Consider the following 16399-nt stretch of genomic DNA (forward strand, 5'->3'; position numbering starts at 1 on the left):
CTTTGTTTAAAGGTTTTTGATCGAGGCTGCGTGCGCGTTGGATGCGAGTCGTCGAGGGCGAGCATCCGGGCACGAACGGCGAAGACCGCGGTTCGGTGTTCGCGTTTGTGCCGACTGACAGTCCAGCAGCAATCCGGCGGCTGGGCACAACGGGCAAGGCGCCCGTATGACCCGAAAGGATGGACGCCATCCGAAATCCAAAAACCATGGCAGGATCGCAGGACGCTGGTCATCCGCTCCGACCAGCGTCCCGCAATCTTGCGCATGGTTTTTGTTTTTCGGGGTCGTCCGTCCTTCGAGAACCCATGAAAGAAGACCTCTATGTTCAATAAGCATTCAGTCGAGATCGACTGGGGCGGACGCCCGCTCAAGCTTGAAACCGGCAAGATCGCCCGCCAGGCCGACGGCGCCGTCGTCGCCACCTATGGCGAAACCGTGGTCCTCGCCACCGTCGTCGCGGCGAAGGCGCCGCGCGAAGGCGTCGACTTCCTGCCGCTGACCGTCGACTACCAGGAGAAGGCCTACGCTGCCGGCCGCATTCCCGGCGGCTATTTCAAGCGCGAAGGCCGTCCGACCGAGAAGGAGACGCTGGTCTCCCGCCTGATCGACCGTCCGATCCGCCCCTTGTTCGTCGACGGCTGGCGCAACGAGACCCAGGTGATCGTCACCGTGCTGTCGCACGACATGGAGAACGATCCCGATGTCGTCGCGATGGTCGCGGCTTCGGCCGCGCTGACCCTGTCCGGCGTGCCCTTCAAGGGCCCGATCGGCGCTGCGCGCGTCGGCTTTGCCAATGACGAATTCGTTCTCAACCCGACGCTGGACGAGATGGTCGACACCCAGCTCGACCTCGTCGTCGCCGGCACCGCCGACGCCGTGCTGATGGTGGAATCCGAAGCCAAGGAGCTGAACGAAGACGTGATGCTCGGCGCGGTGATGTTCGGTCACCGTCATTTCCAGCCCGTCATCAACGCGATCATCGAGCTGGCCGAGAAGGCCGCGAAGGAGCCGCGCGAAGTCACCGTGATCGACAATGCGGCGCTCGAGAAGGAAATGCTCGGTCTGATCGAGCAGGAGCTGCGCGCCGCCTATGCGATCCCGGTCAAGCAGGACCGCTACGCGGCGGTCGGCAAGGCCAAGGAAAAGGTGATGGCCCACTATTTCCCGGAGGGCCAGGAGCCGAAATACGATAAGCTGCGCATCGCTGCCGTGTTCAAGGAGCTCGAGGCCAAGATCGTTCGCTGGAACATCCTCGACACCGGCAAGCGCATTGACGGCCGCGACGTCAAGACCGTTCGCAACATCGTCGCCGAAGTCGGCGTGCTGCCCCGCGCCCACGGCTCGGCGCTGTTCACCCGCGGCGAGACCCAGGCGATGGTCGTGACCACGCTCGGCACCGGCGAGGACGAGCAGTACATCGACGCGCTGTCGGGAACGTACAAGGAAACGTTCCTGCTGCACTACAACTTCCCGCCCTATTCGGTCGGTGAGACCGGTCGCCTCGGCGGCACCAAGCGCCGTGAGATCGGCCACGGCAAGCTCGCCTGGCGCGCGATCCACCCGGTGCTGCCGCCGCATCACGAATTCCCCTACACCACGCGCGTGGTGTCGGAGATCACCGAATCGAACGGCTCGTCCTCGATGGCTTCGGTCTGCGGCGCTTCGCTGGCGCTGATGGATGCCGGCGTGCCGTTAAAGCGGCCGACCGCGGGCATCGCGATGGGCCTGATCCTCGAAGACAAGCGCTTCGCGGTTCTGTCGGACATCCTCGGCGATGAGGACCATCTCGGCGACATGGACTTCAAGGTCGCCGGCACGGAAGCGGGCATCACCTCGCTCCAGATGGACATCAAGATCGAGGGCATCACCGAAGAGATCATGAAGGTGGCGCTGGCTCAGGCCAGGGACGGCCGCATCCATATCCTCGGCGAGATGGCCAAGGCTCTCACTGCCGCTCGCGCCGAGCTCGGCGAATACGCGCCGCGCATCGAGACCTTCAAGATCGCCACCGACAAGATCCGCGAAGTGATCGGCACCGGCGGCAAGGTGATCCGCGAGATCGTCGAGAAGACCGGCGCCAAGGTCAACATCGAGGACGACGGCACCGTGAAGGTCGCCTCCAGCGACGGCGAGGCGATGAAGGCCGCGATCAAGTGGATCAAGTCGATCGCGTCCGATCCTGAAGTCGGCCAGATCTACGACGGCACCGTCGTCAAGGTGATGGAGTTCGGCGCCTTCGTAAACTTCTTCGGCTCCAAGGACGGCCTCGTCCACATCAGCCAGCTCGCGGCCAACCGCGTGCAGAAGACCTCCGACGTCGTGAAGGAAGGCGACAAGGTCAAGGTCAAGCTGCTCGGCTTCGACGATCGCGGCAAGACCCGACTGTCGATGAAGGTGGTCGACCAGGTCACCGGCGAAGATCTCGAGGGCAAGGAAAAGGCTGCCGAGGGCGAGAAGGCCCCGCGCGAAGCCGCCGGCGAGTAATCGCTTCCCTGCATCAAAAACACGAAGGGCGGCCGAGAGGCCGCCCTTTTTGTTTGTGTTCGCTCCGGGCGATCGCTGCGCGATCCGACCTCTCCCGCATCCGCCTTCGCTAAGAAGCTTCGGCGGACAAGAGCGGGAGAGGTGCCACGCCTCACGCCACGATGTCGTAGCGGTCGAGGTTCATCACCTTGGTCCAGGCCTTGGCGAAGTCCTGCACGAACTTCTCCTTGGAGTCCGAGGTGGCATAGACCTCGGCGAAGGCGCGGAGCTGCGAGTGTGCGCCGAAGATGAGATCGACACGCGTGGCGGTCCACTTGACCGTGTTGGTCTTGCGGTCGCGCCCTTCATAGACGCCGTCGGCACCGGGCGGTGCCCATTGCGTGCTCATGTCGAGCAGGTTGACGAAGAAGTCGTTGGTCAGCGCACCCACCTTCGCGGTGAAGACGCCGTGCTTCGACCCGCCGGCATTGGCGCCGAGCACACGCAGGCCACCGACCAGCACCGTCATCTCCGGACCGGTCAGCCTCAGGAGCTGGGCGCGGTCGACGAGCGCCTCTTCGGGCTGCATGAATTGATGCCGCTTGCCGATGTAGTTGCGGAATCCATCGGCGCGCGGCTCCAGCGGCGCGAAGGAGGCCGCGTCCGTCTGCTCCTGCGACGCATCCATGCGGCCCGGCGTGAAGCCGACCTTGACGTCGACGCCGGCATCCTTGGCGGCCTTTTCGACCGCGGCGGTGCCGCCGAGCACGATCAAGTCCGCGAGCGAGACCTTCTTCGCACCGGATGACGCGTTGAAGTCCTTCTGGATCGCTTCGAGCTTGCCGAGCACCTTGGCGAGCTGAGCCGGCTGGTTCACCTCCCAGTCCTTCTGCGGGGCAAGACGGATGCGCGCGCCGTTGGCGCCGCCGCGCTTGTCCGAGCCGCGGAACGTCGAGGCCGACGCCCAGGCGGTCGAGACCAGCTCGGACACCGACAGGCCCGAGGCCAGGATCTTGGTCTTCAGTGCGGCGATGTCCTGGTCGCTGACCAGCTCGTGGTCCACGGCCGGGATCGGGTCCTGCCAGATCAGCGTCTCCTTCGGCACCAGCGGGCCGAGATAGCGCTGGATCGGCCCCATGTCGCGATGGGTGAGCTTGAACCAGGCGCGGGCGAAGGCGTCCGCGAACTGATCGGGATTCTCGAGGAAACGACGCGAGATCTTCTCGTAGGCCGGATCGAATCGCAGCGACAGGTCGGTCGTCAGCATGGTCGGCCGGTGCTTCTTCGACTTGTCGAAGGCGTCCGGGATGATCGCCTCGGCGCCCTTCGCCACCCACTGGTTGGCGCCGCCCGGGCTCTTGGTCAGCTCCCATTCGTACTTGAACAGGTTTTCGAAGAAGTTGTTGCTCCACTTCGTCGGGGTCTGCGTCCACGTCACCTCGAGACCGCTGGTGATGGCATCGCCCGAGTGCCCCGAAGCGTGCTTGCTCTTCCAGCCGAGGCCCTGATCCTCCAGCGCGCCCGCTTCCGGCTCCGGTCCGACGAGGGAGGGGTCACCGGCGCCATGGGTCTTGCCGAAAGTGTGGCCGCCGGCGATCAGCGCGACGGTCTCCTCGTCGTTCATCGCCATGCGGAAGAAGGTCTCGCGGATGTCCTTGGCCGCGGCGACGGGGTCCGGCTTGCCGTTGGGGCCTTCCGGATTGACGTAGATGAGGCCCATCTGCACGGCGCCGAGCGGCTCGGCGAGCTGGCGTTCGCCGCTGTAGCGCTCATCACCGAGCCAGGTGCCTTCCGGACCCCAATAGAGCTCTTCCGGCTCCCAGACGTCGGCGCGGCCGCCGGCGAAACCGAAGGTCTTGAAGCCCATCGATTCCAGCGCGACGTTGCCGGCGAGCACCATCAGATCGGCCCAGGAAATCTTGCGGCCGTATTTTTGCTTGATCGGCCAGAGCAGACGGCGCGCCTTGTCGAGATTGGCATTGTCGGGCCAGCTGTTGAGCGGCGCAAAGCGCTGCTGTCCTGCGCCGGCGCCACCGCGGCCGTCGGTGATGCGGTAGGTGCCCGCGCTGTGCCAGGCCATGCGGATCATCAGGCCGCCATAGTGACCGAAGTCGGCAGGCCACCATTCCTGCGAGTCGGTCATCAGCGCGGTCAGGTCCTTGATCACCGCGTTGAGATCGAGCGTCTTGAATTCCTTGGCGTAGTCGAAGTCCTTGCCCATGGGGTCGGACAGGCCGGAATTCTTGTGCAGCACCTCGATGTTGAGCTGCGTCGGCCACCAGTCGCGGTTTGTGCGCACGGGTTTTCCGCCCGAAAACGGGCACTTCGAAGAGTCGTCCATGAATACCTCCTCTGGTGGCGTCGAACTCGCGCCTTTTGACCAGGTAGAAGCACTCTAAGCTCCGGGTTCGATCAGGTGAAGTTGACTTTAATGATCGCTGCAATAAGATTTCCTGATGCTGAACGTCACGCTGCGCCAGCTCCGGTATTTCGACGCGCTGGCCCGTCATGGCCATTTCGGCCGCGCGGCCGAGGCCTGCTCCATCTCGCAGCCGGCCTTGTCGATGCAGATCAAGGAGTTGGAAGAAGCGCTGGGCGGCCTGCTGCTGGAGCGCAGCGCGCGCCAGGTGGCGCTAACCCGGTTCGGCGAGGAACTCGCCCAGCGCGTCCGCGACATTTTGCGCTCGGTCGATGAGCTCGGCGATTTCGCCCGCGCCTCGCAGGACCGCTTCGCGGGCCGCTTGCGCATCGGCATGATCCCGACGATTGCGCCCTATCTCCTGCCCAAGATCACCAAGAATCTCACACGGATGCACCCCGAGCTCGACATCCGCGTGCGCGAGACCATGACGCCGCGGCTGATCCAGGAGCTGGTGGAAGGGCGGCTCGACACCGCCATCGTGGCCCTGCCGGTATCCGAGCCGTCGCTCACCGAGGTCGCCCTGTTCGAGGAGAAATTCCTGCTGGTGCGACCGGGCGCGGACGAGGGCACACCGGTGCCGTCGCGGGAGATGATGCGCGAGATGCGGCTGTTGCTGCTCGAAGAGGGGCACTGCTTCCGCGATCAGGCGCTGTCGTTCTGCAACATGCAGTCGGCGCCGCCGCGCGAGATGCTGGATGCCAATTCGCTGTCGACGCTGGTGCAGATGGTCAGCGCCGGCATCGGCGTCACCTTGATCCCGGAGATGGCGGTGCCGGTGGAGACGCGTTCCGCCTCGGTCTCGCTGGCGCGCTTCCGCGCCCCCGAGCCGTCGCGCACCATCGGCATGGTGTGGCGCAAGACCAGCCCGCTGGCGCGCCAGCTGCTGCAGATCTCCGAAGTGGTGTGCCTGTCGGCCGGCAAGGTGCGCGCGCGGCCATCCGTGCGCAGCCAGCGGGCTTGAGCGAATGTCTAAGCCGATCATCCGACCCGCGCGCCCGGAGGAGTACGACGAGATCGGCCGTGTCTGGATGGAGAGCTGGGTCTCAACCGGTCTCGGCGAAGCCAGTGACTTCCTGCTGGCCAATTTGCGTGCACGCATAAGACGCGAGATCGCGGACGGCTGGAGCCTGTTCGTCGCCGACGATCACGGCACGATCGCCGCGATGCTGGCGCTGCACGTGCCGAAGCTCTATCTCGACATGCTGTTCGTCGCGCCCACCCATCAGGGCCAATCGCTCGGCCGGCAATTGCTCGCCTTCACCCGCACGCAAATGCCCGATGAGATGTACCTGCGCTGCGTCCGCGAGAACGAAAAGGCCTGGCGCTGGTACGAGCGCGAAGGCTTTGTGTTTGAGAAGGAAGAGGTCGAGCCGTCGAACGGGTTCGTGATGAAGTATTACCGGTGGAAGCGACAGCGGCCAACGGATAGGTAGCGGCACGCGGGTGCAGCTTGCGGTTGTCACCGTCCTAATCTAGGGTGGCGTGATCGATATTCTCCCGCTGCTGATGCCCTGGAATCCATGATTCGATTTGCTGCTCCCGCGATCGTTTTGCTGTCTTCTCTAGCTCTGGCAGCAGCTCAAACTCCTCCTGCGACCACCGCGCCACCCACGCCTCCCTCAAAGCCGACCGTCAAGAAAGCGGCGACGAAGCCGAAAGCTGCGGCAGTCAAACCGGCCGAGCAGATGAACAGCGGTCCGTGCCGTCTGGGCGTAATCTCGGCAATCGACGAGCATTACTCCGTACAGAAGTTCGGCGTCACAATCTTCGAGGCGGAAGCAAAAGAGGTCCCGATCGACTGGGGCCTGGATGATCTCGTTTTTGCGCGCGTGCGCGCGTCAACGAACAACGATTCCTCGATACGCAGGATCGCTTATCCCAAGGGCGCCTTCGATCCCTTCTATCATGCGAAGGCGATCTTCATCCCGGACCCCAAAGAGACTCTGCCGGTGATCGTGAAGGGGTTCACCGCGAATGCGAATTGCGATCGCTATCTCGTCGCAACCACTTTCAAGACGAAGCTGCCGAACTCGAACATGACGCTGAACGGCATCGGCACCTACAACCAGGGGCTCGGCAGCTTGATTCGGCACTCACACCTTTTCGCCAATGTTGCAATCACGCTGATTGACGGCCGCAGCTACGAACAGATCAAGCGTCCCCTTACGGATATCGGCGCGAACCTCGCCACAAGCATGCGTCTGTTTGAAGACCCGATCACGAAGCTCGACAATTCGCTGTTCCCAGATCCGCCCGAGACAGCTTCGACCAACGCGGCGTTGCGCGAGAGAACGCGTGCGCTCGTCTTAGAAAGGCTCGACCGGAGCCTCCCCGGCTATCTAAAGGAAGACTAACGCGCTCGATTCGCTGAACTCGTTCGAGTTGACCCAGATGTCGCCCGCGGAACGCCGTCTCCGCCCAGGCGTAGTGCGTTGCGGATTTAAAGCAAACAAGCAATGAATGGGCCTTGTCTCTTACACCTGTGGAAGGTCCGCTTGCATGATCAAGCTCTATTGGTCGCCCCGCTCGCGCTCGTTCTCGACGCTCTGGCTGATGGAGGAGAGCGGCCTGCCCTATGAGCGCGTGCTGACCGACATCTCGACCGGCGCGCAGAAGGCGCCGGACTATCTCAAGATCAATCCGATGGGCAAGGTGCCGGCGCTGACCGACGGCGAAGCTGCGCTCGGCGAAGCCGCGGCGATCTGCGCCTACATTGCCGATCGCTATCCGGAGACGAAGCTCGCGCCCGCGGTGACCGATCCGCGCCGCGCGCGCTATCTGCAATGGCTGTTCTTTTCACCGGGCTGTATCGAGCCCGCCATCATCCAGATCTTCACCAAGATCGAGATCCCGACCTCGACCGCGGCCTGGGGCAGCGCGACGCAGGTGTTCGACGTGCTGGAGGCCGCGCTCGCCAAGGGGCCGTGGATTCTCGGCGAGGAATTTTCAGCCGCCGACATTATGATCGGCTCCGGCCTGAATTTCGCGGTGCGCCTGTTCAAGATGGTGCCGACGCGGCCGACTTTCGATGCCTATCTGGCACGCTGCATGGCGCGGCCGGCGTTCCAGCGCGCGGAGAAGATCGCGGCCGGTTAGTCCGACGCCTTCAAATCGTCGGGACGCGGCATCAGGACGATATTGTAGCCGGAATCGACGTAATGGATCTCGCCGGTCACGCCGCCGGAGAGATCCGACAACAGATACAGCGCCGAACCGCCGAGATCGTCGAGCGTGACGCCGCGGCGCAGCGGCGAATGCTTCTGCATGAAGGCGAACATCGCACGCGCTTCGCCGATGCCCGAGCCGGCAAGCGTGCGGATCGGCCCTGCGGAGATCGCGTTGACGCGGATGCCGCGCGGTCCGAAATCGGCGGCGAGATAGCGCACCGAGGCTTCCAGCGCCGCCTTGGCGACGCCCATCACGTTGTAGTTCGGCATCGCGCGCTCGGAGGCGCCGAAGGTCAGCGTGATCATGCTGCCGCCCTCGGTCATCAGCTCGGCGGCACGCTTTGCGATTTCGGTGAACGAGAAACAGGAGATCACCATGGTGCGCGAAAAGTTCTCGCGGCTGGTGTCGGCGTAGCGGCCCTTCAGCTCGTTCTTGTCGGCAAAACCGATGGCGTGGATGACGAAGTCGAGCTTGCCCCATTTGTCGCGCAGCACGGCGAAGGCGGCATCGACGCTGGCGATGTCTTCGACGTCGCAAGGCAGCACCAGATCCACACCAAGCTGCTCCGCCAGCGGCTTGACCCGCTTGCCCAAGGCCTCGCCCTGGAAGGTGAAGGCAAGCTCCGCGCCGTGGGCGTGCAGCGTCTTAGCCATGCCCCAGGCGATCGAATGATCATTGGCGATGCCCATGATCAGACCGCGCTTGCCTTTCATCAAACCTTCCATTGCGAAATTACTCTCCGCTCTTCGTCATGCCCGGGCTTGTCCCGGGCATCCACGCCCTTTGCAGCCAGAACCTAAGACGTGGATGGCCGGGACAAGCCCGGCCATCACGAAAATCACGAACGCGTCGACAACGACGTCACACATCCATCCGGCTGAACACCAGCGTGGCGTTGGTGCCGCCGAAGCCGAAGGAGTTCGAAAGCACGGTGCCGATCTTGACGTTGTCGATGCGCTTGCGGACGATCGGCATGTCGGCGAAGACGGGATCGAGCTCCTGGATGTGGGCACTCTCGCAGATGAAGCCGTTGTTCATCATCAGCAGCGAATAGATCGCCTCCTGCACGCCGGTGGCGCCGAGCGAGTGGCCGGTCAACGCCTTGGTCGCCGAGATCGGCGGGCACTTCTCGCCGGTGCCGAACACCTTGCGCAGCGCCTCGATCTCGGGCGGATCGCCGGCCGGCGTCGAGGTCGCGTGCGGATTGATGTAGTCAACCTTGGTCTTCACCGTCGACATCGCCATGCGCATGCAGCGCTCGGCGCCCTCGCCTGACGGCGCAACCATGTCGTAGCCGTCGGAGGTCGCGCCGTAGCCGACGATTTCGCCGTAGATGCGGGCGCCGCGCGCCTTGGCATGTTCGAGCTCTTCCAGCACCAGCACGCCGGCGCCGCCGGCGATGACGAAGCCGTCGCGGTTGACGTCGTAGGGACGCGAGGCCGTGGCGGGCGTATCGTTGTACTTCGAGGACATCGCGCCCATGGCGTCGAACAGCACCGACAGCGACCAGTCCAGCTCCTCGCAGCCGCCGGCGAAGATGACGTCCTGCTTGCCGATCTGGATCGTCTCATAGGCATTGCCGACGCAATGATTCGACGTCGCGCAGGCCGAGGAGATCGAGTAGTTCACGCCCTTGATCTTGAACCAGGTCGCAAGCGTCGCGGAGGCCGTGGACGACATCGCCTTCGGCACTGCAAACGGTCCGACGCGCTTCGGTCCCTTGGTGCGGGTGATGTCGGCGGATTCGACGATGGTGCGCGCCGACGGGCCGCCGGAGCCCATGATGATGCCGGTACGGATGTTGGAGACTTCGTCGGGCGACAGACCGGAGTCCTGAATCGCCTGCTCCATCGCGATGTGATTCCACGCCGCGCCCTGACCGAGAAAACGCATAGCGCGGCGGTCAACCACTGTCGCAGGATCGAGCGTCGGCGCGCCTTGCACCTGCGAACGAAAGCCGAGCTCGGCATATTTCTCAGCCCGAGAAATGCCCGACTTCGCCTCGTGAAGGCTCGCAAGCACTTCCTGGGTGTTGTTTCCGATCGACGAGACGATGCCCATCCCGGTGACCACAACCCGCCTCATGACAGCCTCGCCCTGCTCGTTGTCTTCTCGTTGCTTTCGTGGTGATGCGCTCAGCCCAGGCTCGTGCCCTGCTTGAACAGGCCGACCTTCAGGTCTTTCGCGCGATAAATAATCTGATCATCGACCGAAAGCCACCCGTCGGCGATACCGAGAACCAGCTTTGAGCGCATCACGCGCTTGATATCGACGTTGTACACAACCCGGCGCGCCTCAGGCAGGACCTGGCCGCTGAACTTCAGCTCGTTGAGGCCGAGCGCGCGACCGCGACCTTCGCCCCCGATCCAACCGAGATAGAAGCCGACCATCTGCCAGAGCGCGTCGAGGCCGAGGCAGCCGGGCATCACCGGATCGTTCTTGAAGTGGCAGCCGAAGAACCAGAGGTCGGGCTTCACGTCGAGCTCGGCGCGCACCAGGCCCTTGCCGAATTCGCCGCCATTGTCGTTGATGTCGGTGATCCGGTCGAACATCAGCATCGGCGGCAGCGGCAGCTGGGCATTGCCCGCGCCGAACATCTCACCACGGGCACAGGCCAGCAGATCTTCGTATTCGTAACCGTTGCGCCTGTTCAGCATGCACGTGCCTCTGTCAAAACTCCGATTGAGCGGCGTTTTTTGGCGAAATTGGGCCCCGTCTCGGTCGGAGAGCAACGCCAATGCCACCCGTCAGGCGCGGCTCACGCATGCCCGGATGGATAGCGGACCGGGCCTCGATCGCCCGGCTGCGCCAAAATCGGCTAAGCGGAACCGCGCGCTCTCTAACACAGGCCCTTCGGGTGGCAAAGCGCATCCATGAAGGTAAAATGACGCGATCCACGCCCGGTTCCAAGCCTGATTAGAACCTCTCTAGTTGCGAGAAACTTGCATCTGCATCTTTCTCTTCTTATATTGCTTAGAGATATTGTTCACGCGTGCCCGAAATCTGGAAATGAGCGAGAATACCGCGCCCCGTCACGACGATGACGTCCACACCGCAGCCCTGCTGTCCGGCCGCCAGCCGGCCTTGACTGGCTGCCCCTGGCACGACGTCAACGAAATGCTCCAGTCCGCGGGCTTGCGTCCGACGCGCCAGCGCATGGCGCTCGGCTGGCTGTTGTTCGGCAAGGGTGCACGCCACCTGACGGCTGAAATGCTCTACGAGGAAGCGACCCTGGCCAAGGTTCCGGTGTCGCTGGCGACCGTCTACAACACGCTGAACCAGCTCACCGATGCCGGCCTGCTCCGTCAGGTCAGCGTCGACGGCACCAAGACCTATTTCGACACCAACGTCACCACCCACCATCACTACTACCTCGAGAACAGCCACGAGCTGGTCGACATCGAGGATCCGCATCTGGCGCTGTCCAAGATGCCGGAGGTGCCCGAGGGTTACGAGATCTCGCGCATCGACATGGTCGTGCGCCTGCGCAAGAAGCGCTGAGCATCAGTCCAGAGATCGAATTCAGTTCGTCATGGCCGGGCTTGTCCCGGCCATCCACGTTTTTGGACCAGGCGCAAAGGTCGTGGATGCCCGGGACAAGCCCGGGCATGACGCTGCGGCAGATTGCTCCGCCCGCCTATCGGCGTCAGTTGACCTGCTCGTCCGAGTACACGCCCCAGAGGCGCTCCTGCTGGATCCAGCCGTCAAAGCCGTTGCCGGTGACGCGGCACCAGTTTGCAGCGCACTTCTTCACCTGCGTGACAACGCCGGCCTGGAGCCTTGCGGCAACCGCGCTGTCGGGATCGGCCCGGTCGTAGATCGGGGCAAGATCATCCTTGTGCTTCATGGTGACCACCGCGGTGCGGCGGCCCGACAGCAGCGAGTGATAGACCCAGCCCTCGGCACCCTCGGAATCGCGCACCCGCCGCCAATTCTCGAACTCGGCAGTGATTTCGACCGGCAGGCCGGCACGCGTGTAGACCCAGGCCACGTCATTGTCCTTGGTCGGGCCGGCGCGGACATTCACATGATCCGATTTGAGGCTGACGTAGCGCGGCACCGGCAGGCCGCTGGCGGTCTGCGGGGTGTTATCCTTGGCCGAATGCGAGGGGCCGACCGAGGCGCTCAACCAGGTGCAAACGAGCGCCATCACCGAACAAAAACGCCCCAACGCCATCAACCCGTCTCCCGTCGTAGACCCGGCCGAGCCGGGTCCCTACGCCAAAATCCAATCCTGCCGCGTCAGCCCGCCCCACGCGGGTGTTCCCAGCCAGATCCTCCGAGCCTTAACCCGTGGTTCTTGTCTTGGCCCGGCCTTCTGCTAGAGAGGACGGGCACTTGAACAACCAGTTTGCCCCGATTTTCCGGCCGGAAATGTCGGGAGAGCTTGAAGGAAACGCCGGGGACGGACACGGCAAGGGCAGTGTCGAACAACCGGGTTAATGAGGCCTCAACGACCGGCCTTTGGCGACAGAGGCGGCCTGCGACGCGTCATGAGAGCAGGACATGTCGGTGAAGAAAAAGCCCCTCGTCGTGGTGACGCGCAAGCTGCCGGATTCGATCGAGACGCGCATGCGCGAATTGTTCGACGCGCGGATCAATCTCGAGGACACGCCGATGTCCAGCGAGCAGCTCGCGGAAGCCGCGCGCACCGCCGACGTGCTGGTTCCAACCGTCACCGACCATATCAGCGCCGACATCGTCAACCAGCCCGACTGCAAGCTGCGGCTGATCGCCAATTTCGGCAACGGCGTCGACAATATCGATGTCGCGGCCGCCCATGCCCGCGGCATCACCGTCACCAACACGCCGAAGGTCCTGACCGAGGACACCGCCGACATGACCATGGCGCTGATCCTCGCCGTGCCGCGGCGGATGATCGAAGGCGCCTCGATCCTGACCGAAGGAAAACCCTGGGCGGGCTGGTCGCCGACCTGGATGCTCGGCCATCGCATCGGCGGAAAACGCCTCGGCATCATCGGCATGGGCCGCATCGGTCAGGCGGTCGCGCGCCGCGCCCGCGCCTTCGGCCTGCAGATCCACTATCACAACCGCCGTCCCGTCGCCCCTGTCATCGCCGAAGAGCTCGGCGCGACCTATTGGGAAAGCCTCGACCAGATGCTGGCGCGGATGGACATCATTTCGGTGAACTGCCCGCACACGCCCGCGACCTACCACCTGCTCTCGGCGCGACGGCTGAAGCTGATCCGCAAGGACGCCTATATCGTCAACACCGCGCGCGGCGAGGTCACCGACGAGGACACGCTGATCAAGCTGATCGAGGGCGGCGAGATCGCCGGCGCCGGCCTCGACGTCTACGAGCACGAACCCGCAGTCAACCCGAAGCTGGTGCGGCTCGCCAAGGCCGGCAAGGTGACGCTGCTGCCGCATATGGGCTCGGCCACGATCGAAGGCCGCGTCGAGATGGGCGAGAAGGTGATCATCAACATCCGCACCTTCCTCGACGCCCACAAGCCGCCGGATCGCGTGCTGCCGAGCATGCTGTAAGGCGCCACCCGCCAAGGCTCGTCGATTTGAGCGGAGCGGCCGCAGTGGACGGCGACCGCTCCGAGCCAGTCACTGCTTCGCCAAGGCAGCCAGGATCGGGCCGGCTTCGGCGTCTTCAACGCATGGAGTCACGGTGACCTCCATCACGTTGGCCCATTGGGCATACCATTGATACATGGCCTTCGGGTCGTTGCTCTCCGAAATGGCAAAGCCCGTTCCATTCATTCCATGCCAGCGGCCGAGCATCTTCACGCCTTCGGGTGGCGCTCCCCCTGTCTTCAGAAACTTCTCGATTGCAGAGTCGATCAAATTCGGCGGCAATTTCCAACTCGAGATGTACTTCATAGCAATCTCCAATCTGAAATCATCCATTTGCCTTGCGGCGGGGTGAATTCAATCACGAAGAGAGACGCTTGCAAGTATCTATTTTCGAGCCACGCACCTACGCGCGATGGACGCTCAGATCTTCGAACACAGGCCCGTCGCCATTGAGCGGATTGGCGGGATCGCGCGAATAGCGCAGCGTCTCGAAGCGCATCGCGCGGGCGTCGATCATCAGGAGGCGACCGACCAGGCCATCGCCGAAGCCCACGATCTCGCGGATCGCCTCCAGCGCCATCATCGAGCCGAGCACACCGGCCAGCGCCCCCATCACGCCGGCTTCCGCGCAGGCCGGCACCGTGCCGGGCGGTGGCGCCTCCGGAAACAGGCAGCGATAGGTCGGGTTGAATTCGCCGGCTTCGTTGGTCTCATGCGCGCGGACGGTGGTGAGCGAGCCGTCGAAGGTGCCGAGCGCGGCGGTAATCAGCGGCCGCTTGGCGAAGAAGCAGGCGTCCGAGACCAGATAGCGCGTGGAGAAATTGTCGGAGCCGTCGAGCACGAGGTCGTAGTCACCGATCAGGCCGAGCGCGTTGTCGGCGTTGAGCCAGGTGGCGTGGCCGACGAAGCGGACATGCGGATTGAGCGCCGCGATCCGCTCGGCGGCGCTCTCGACCTTGTGCCGGCCGATATCGGGCGTGGTGTGGATCACCTGGCGCTGCAGATTGGACAGCGACACGACGTCGTCGTCGACCACGCCAAGCGTGCCGACGCCGGCCGCGGCCAGATACATCAGAGCGGGCGCGCCGAGGCCGCCGGCGCCGATCACCAGCACCGAAGCCCGCTTCAGCGCGGCCTGGCCCGGTCCGCCGACATCGCGCAGCACGATATGGCGGGCATAACGTTCGAGTTCGTCCGGGCTCAGCATCGTTATCCTTCGTGCTCTCGGACCCTCATGGTGAGGAGCGCGGAACGCGCGTCTCGAACCATGAAGGCCCCGATCTCGCCTGCGGCCATCCTTCGAGACGCGGCCTTCGGCCGCTCCTCAGGATGAGGGCCTGAGTTCGTGACCTCTACGCAACCTGAACCACCGCAACATTGTTCGCGACCAACGAGATGTGCTTCAATGCCATTGCGTTCAATGGGCTGGTTGGATTTGTCATGAGATCGATGCTTGCGGCAAGCTTGATGTTTGCGGCTGCCACGGCTGCGAACGCCCAGATGACGACGCAGCCGATCCCCGGGACCAAGCCGAAGGCGGTCCAGACCGTGCCGATCCAGCCACCGGCCATGCAGACGCCGTCGGCGACGGCGGACGCGATGACGCAGGCGGAGCGGCTGTCGCTGCAATCCGACCTCGCCTGGGTCGGCCAGTACAACGGCGCCATCACCGGCGACGTCAGCGCGCGCATGGTCAACGCCATCAAGGAATACCAGAAGGCCAAGGGCGGCAAGCCGACCGGCGTGCTCAATCCGCAGGAGCGCGCCGCACTCGCCGAGACAGCGCGAAAGAAGCAGGACAGCGTCGGCTGGAAAATCGTGACGGAGCCGACCAGCGGCGCCCGGCTCGGCATCCCCTCAAAGCTGGTGCCGCAGCAGGCGAGCGACGCCAACGGCTCGAAATGGACCTCGCCGACCGGAACTGTTCAGGTGCTGCTCAGCCGCCGCAAGGAGGCGAACCCGAGCTCGGCAAAGCTCGCGGAGCTCGAGAAGGAGCCGTCCGGGCGCAAGGTCGACTATACCCTGGTGAAGCCCGATTTCTTCGTGCTCTCGGGCTTGCAGGGCCTGAAGAAATTTTATGTCCGCGGCACCTTCAAGGGCGACGAAGTCCGCATCATGACGATCCTTTACGATCAGGCGACCGAGAACACGGTCGAGCCGGTGGTGATTGCGATGTCGAGTGCGTTCAACGCGTTCCCATCGGGACCGGTGGCCGGGCCGCCGCCGCGCAAGACCGTCGAATACGGCACCGGCGTCGTCGTCAGCGACGATGGCGCGATCCTGGCCGACCGGCTCGTCACCGACGGCTGTCTCGCGATCACGATCGCCGGCCATGGCAGTGCCGACCGCCTTGCCGAAGACAAGGACCGGGGTCTTGCGCTCCTGCACATCTACGGCGCACGCGGCTTGAGACCGTTCAGCCTCGCTGGCGGCACGACAAGGACGAACGTGGATGTCGTCGGCATCGCCGATCCGCAGAGCCAGGGCGGCGCGGGCGGCGTGTCGGTCGTCAAGGCCGCGCTGGCGCCGGTCCCGGGCAGCGATTCCGCGTTGTCCCCACCGCCGGGGGTCGGATTTTCAGGCGCTCCAGCAATCGATGGCGACGGCAAGTTCGCCGGCATTGCGCTGTTGAAGCCGGCCATGCTGGCGGGACCTGCGACATCGGCGCCGGCCTCGCAGGCCGTGATGGTGTCCGCAGACGCCGTGCGCGATTTCCTCAAGACCAACCAAGTCACCGCGAACGGCACCTCGAGCGATGCCAAAGCCGCCGTCGTGCGCGTGATCTGCGTGCGGAAGTAG

General features: G+C 64.1%; 15 protein-coding genes. 8 read left to right on the forward strand and 7 right to left on the reverse strand.

The window, feature by feature from the left end; all coding sequences use genetic code 11:
* Window positions 1-321: 321 nt before the first annotated feature.
* Entirely contained in the window at window positions 322-2484 is a 2163-nt protein-coding gene (pnp, locus tag P6U31_RS00250) for a polyribonucleotide nucleotidyltransferase (protein ID WP_407186325.1), read from the forward strand.
* Between the two features lie 151 nt (window positions 2485-2635).
* Here the strand turns inward: pnp and katG are convergent, their stop codons facing one another.
* Window positions 2636-4804, reverse strand: a complete 2169-nt coding sequence (gene katG / locus P6U31_RS00255; protein WP_407186326.1) for a catalase/peroxidase HPI — start codon at window positions 4802-4804, stop codon at window positions 2636-2638.
* Window positions 4805-4919: 115 nt separating this feature from the next.
* Here katG and P6U31_RS00260 point away from each other — a divergent pair, with 115 nt between their 5' ends.
* The 4 genes from P6U31_RS00260 to P6U31_RS00275 all read left to right on the forward strand — a co-directional run bounded on the left by P6U31_RS00260 (window position 4920) and on the right by P6U31_RS00275 (window position 7981).
* Window positions 4920-5846 (forward strand): hydrogen peroxide-inducible genes activator, encoded by a 927-nt coding sequence (locus P6U31_RS00260; protein ID WP_128928633.1) that lies wholly within the window; start codon window positions 4920-4922, stop codon window positions 5844-5846.
* Window positions 5847-5850: 4 nt separating this feature from the next.
* Window positions 5851-6318: a GNAT family N-acetyltransferase gene (locus tag P6U31_RS00265; protein ID WP_407186327.1), complete on the forward strand. Its 468-nt coding sequence runs from the start codon at window positions 5851-5853 to the stop codon at window positions 6316-6318.
* A gap of 87 nt (window positions 6319-6405) precedes the next feature.
* Window positions 6406-7239 (forward strand): hypothetical protein, encoded by an 834-nt coding sequence (locus P6U31_RS00270; RefSeq protein WP_407186328.1) that lies wholly within the window; start codon window positions 6406-6408, stop codon window positions 7237-7239.
* 145 nt (window positions 7240-7384) lie between these two features.
* Window positions 7385-7981, forward strand: a complete 597-nt coding sequence (locus tag P6U31_RS00275) for a glutathione S-transferase family protein (RefSeq protein WP_407186329.1) — start codon at window positions 7385-7387, stop codon at window positions 7979-7981.
* Here the strand turns inward: P6U31_RS00275 and fabI are convergent.
* The 3 genes from fabI to fabA form a co-directional block, all read right to left on the reverse strand.
* Window positions 7978-8778, reverse strand: coding sequence for an enoyl-ACP reductase FabI (gene fabI, locus P6U31_RS00280; RefSeq protein ID WP_407186330.1), 801 nt, complete (start codon window positions 8776-8778; stop codon window positions 7978-7980). The genes P6U31_RS00275 and fabI overlap by 4 nt on opposite strands.
* Window positions 8779-8914: 136 nt before the next feature.
* Complete coding sequence (fabB, locus tag P6U31_RS00285) at window positions 8915-10138, reverse strand: beta-ketoacyl-ACP synthase I (RefSeq protein WP_407186331.1); 1224 nt, start codon at window positions 10136-10138, stop codon at window positions 8915-8917.
* Between the two features lie 50 nt (window positions 10139-10188).
* Window positions 10189-10710: a bifunctional 3-hydroxydecanoyl-ACP dehydratase/trans-2-decenoyl-ACP isomerase gene (gene fabA / locus P6U31_RS00290; RefSeq protein ID WP_407190051.1), complete on the reverse strand. Its 522-nt coding sequence runs from the start codon at window positions 10708-10710 to the stop codon at window positions 10189-10191.
* A gap of 352 nt (window positions 10711-11062) precedes the next feature.
* On the opposite strand from fabA, the gene irrA reads away from it, so the two are divergent.
* A complete protein-coding gene (gene irrA, locus P6U31_RS00295) occupies window positions 11063-11554 on the forward strand; it encodes an iron response transcriptional regulator IrrA (RefSeq protein WP_128928640.1) in 492 nt (163 codons plus the stop codon).
* A gap of 145 nt (window positions 11555-11699) precedes the next feature.
* Here the strand turns inward: irrA and P6U31_RS00300 are convergent, their stop codons facing one another.
* The gene (locus P6U31_RS00300; RefSeq protein WP_407186332.1) at window positions 11700-12230 is read right to left on the reverse strand and encodes an SH3 domain-containing protein; all 531 of its coding nucleotides are present in this window, start codon (window positions 12228-12230) and stop codon (window positions 11700-11702) included.
* A gap of 329 nt (window positions 12231-12559) precedes the next feature.
* Between P6U31_RS00300 and P6U31_RS00305 the strand changes: the two genes are divergently transcribed.
* Window positions 12560-13561, forward strand: a complete 1002-nt coding sequence (locus P6U31_RS00305; protein ID WP_407186333.1) for a 2-hydroxyacid dehydrogenase — start codon at window positions 12560-12562, stop codon at window positions 13559-13561.
* A 69-nt stretch (window positions 13562-13630) separates the two neighbouring features.
* Here P6U31_RS00305 and P6U31_RS00310 read toward each other — a convergent pair whose 3' ends face one another.
* Both P6U31_RS00310 and P6U31_RS00315 read right to left on the reverse strand, forming a co-directional pair.
* The gene (locus P6U31_RS00310; RefSeq protein ID WP_407186334.1) at window positions 13631-13906 is read right to left on the reverse strand and encodes a DUF3303 domain-containing protein; all 276 of its coding nucleotides are present in this window, start codon (window positions 13904-13906) and stop codon (window positions 13631-13633) included.
* Window positions 13907-14003: 97 nt separating this feature from the next.
* Window positions 14004-14807: a HesA/MoeB/ThiF family protein gene (locus P6U31_RS00315; protein WP_407186335.1), complete on the reverse strand. Its 804-nt coding sequence runs from the start codon at window positions 14805-14807 to the stop codon at window positions 14004-14006.
* Window positions 14808-15040: 233 nt separating this feature from the next.
* On the opposite strand from P6U31_RS00315, the gene P6U31_RS00320 reads away from it, so the two are divergent.
* On the forward strand, window positions 15041-16399 hold the full coding sequence (locus P6U31_RS00320; RefSeq protein ID WP_407186336.1) for a peptidoglycan-binding protein: 1359 nt from the start codon (window positions 15041-15043) through the stop codon (window positions 16397-16399).

This window comes from Bradyrhizobium centrosematis (assembly GCF_045571495.1).
In the GTDB taxonomy this organism is placed as follows: Bacteria; Pseudomonadota; Alphaproteobacteria; order Rhizobiales; family Xanthobacteraceae; genus Bradyrhizobium; species Bradyrhizobium centrosematis.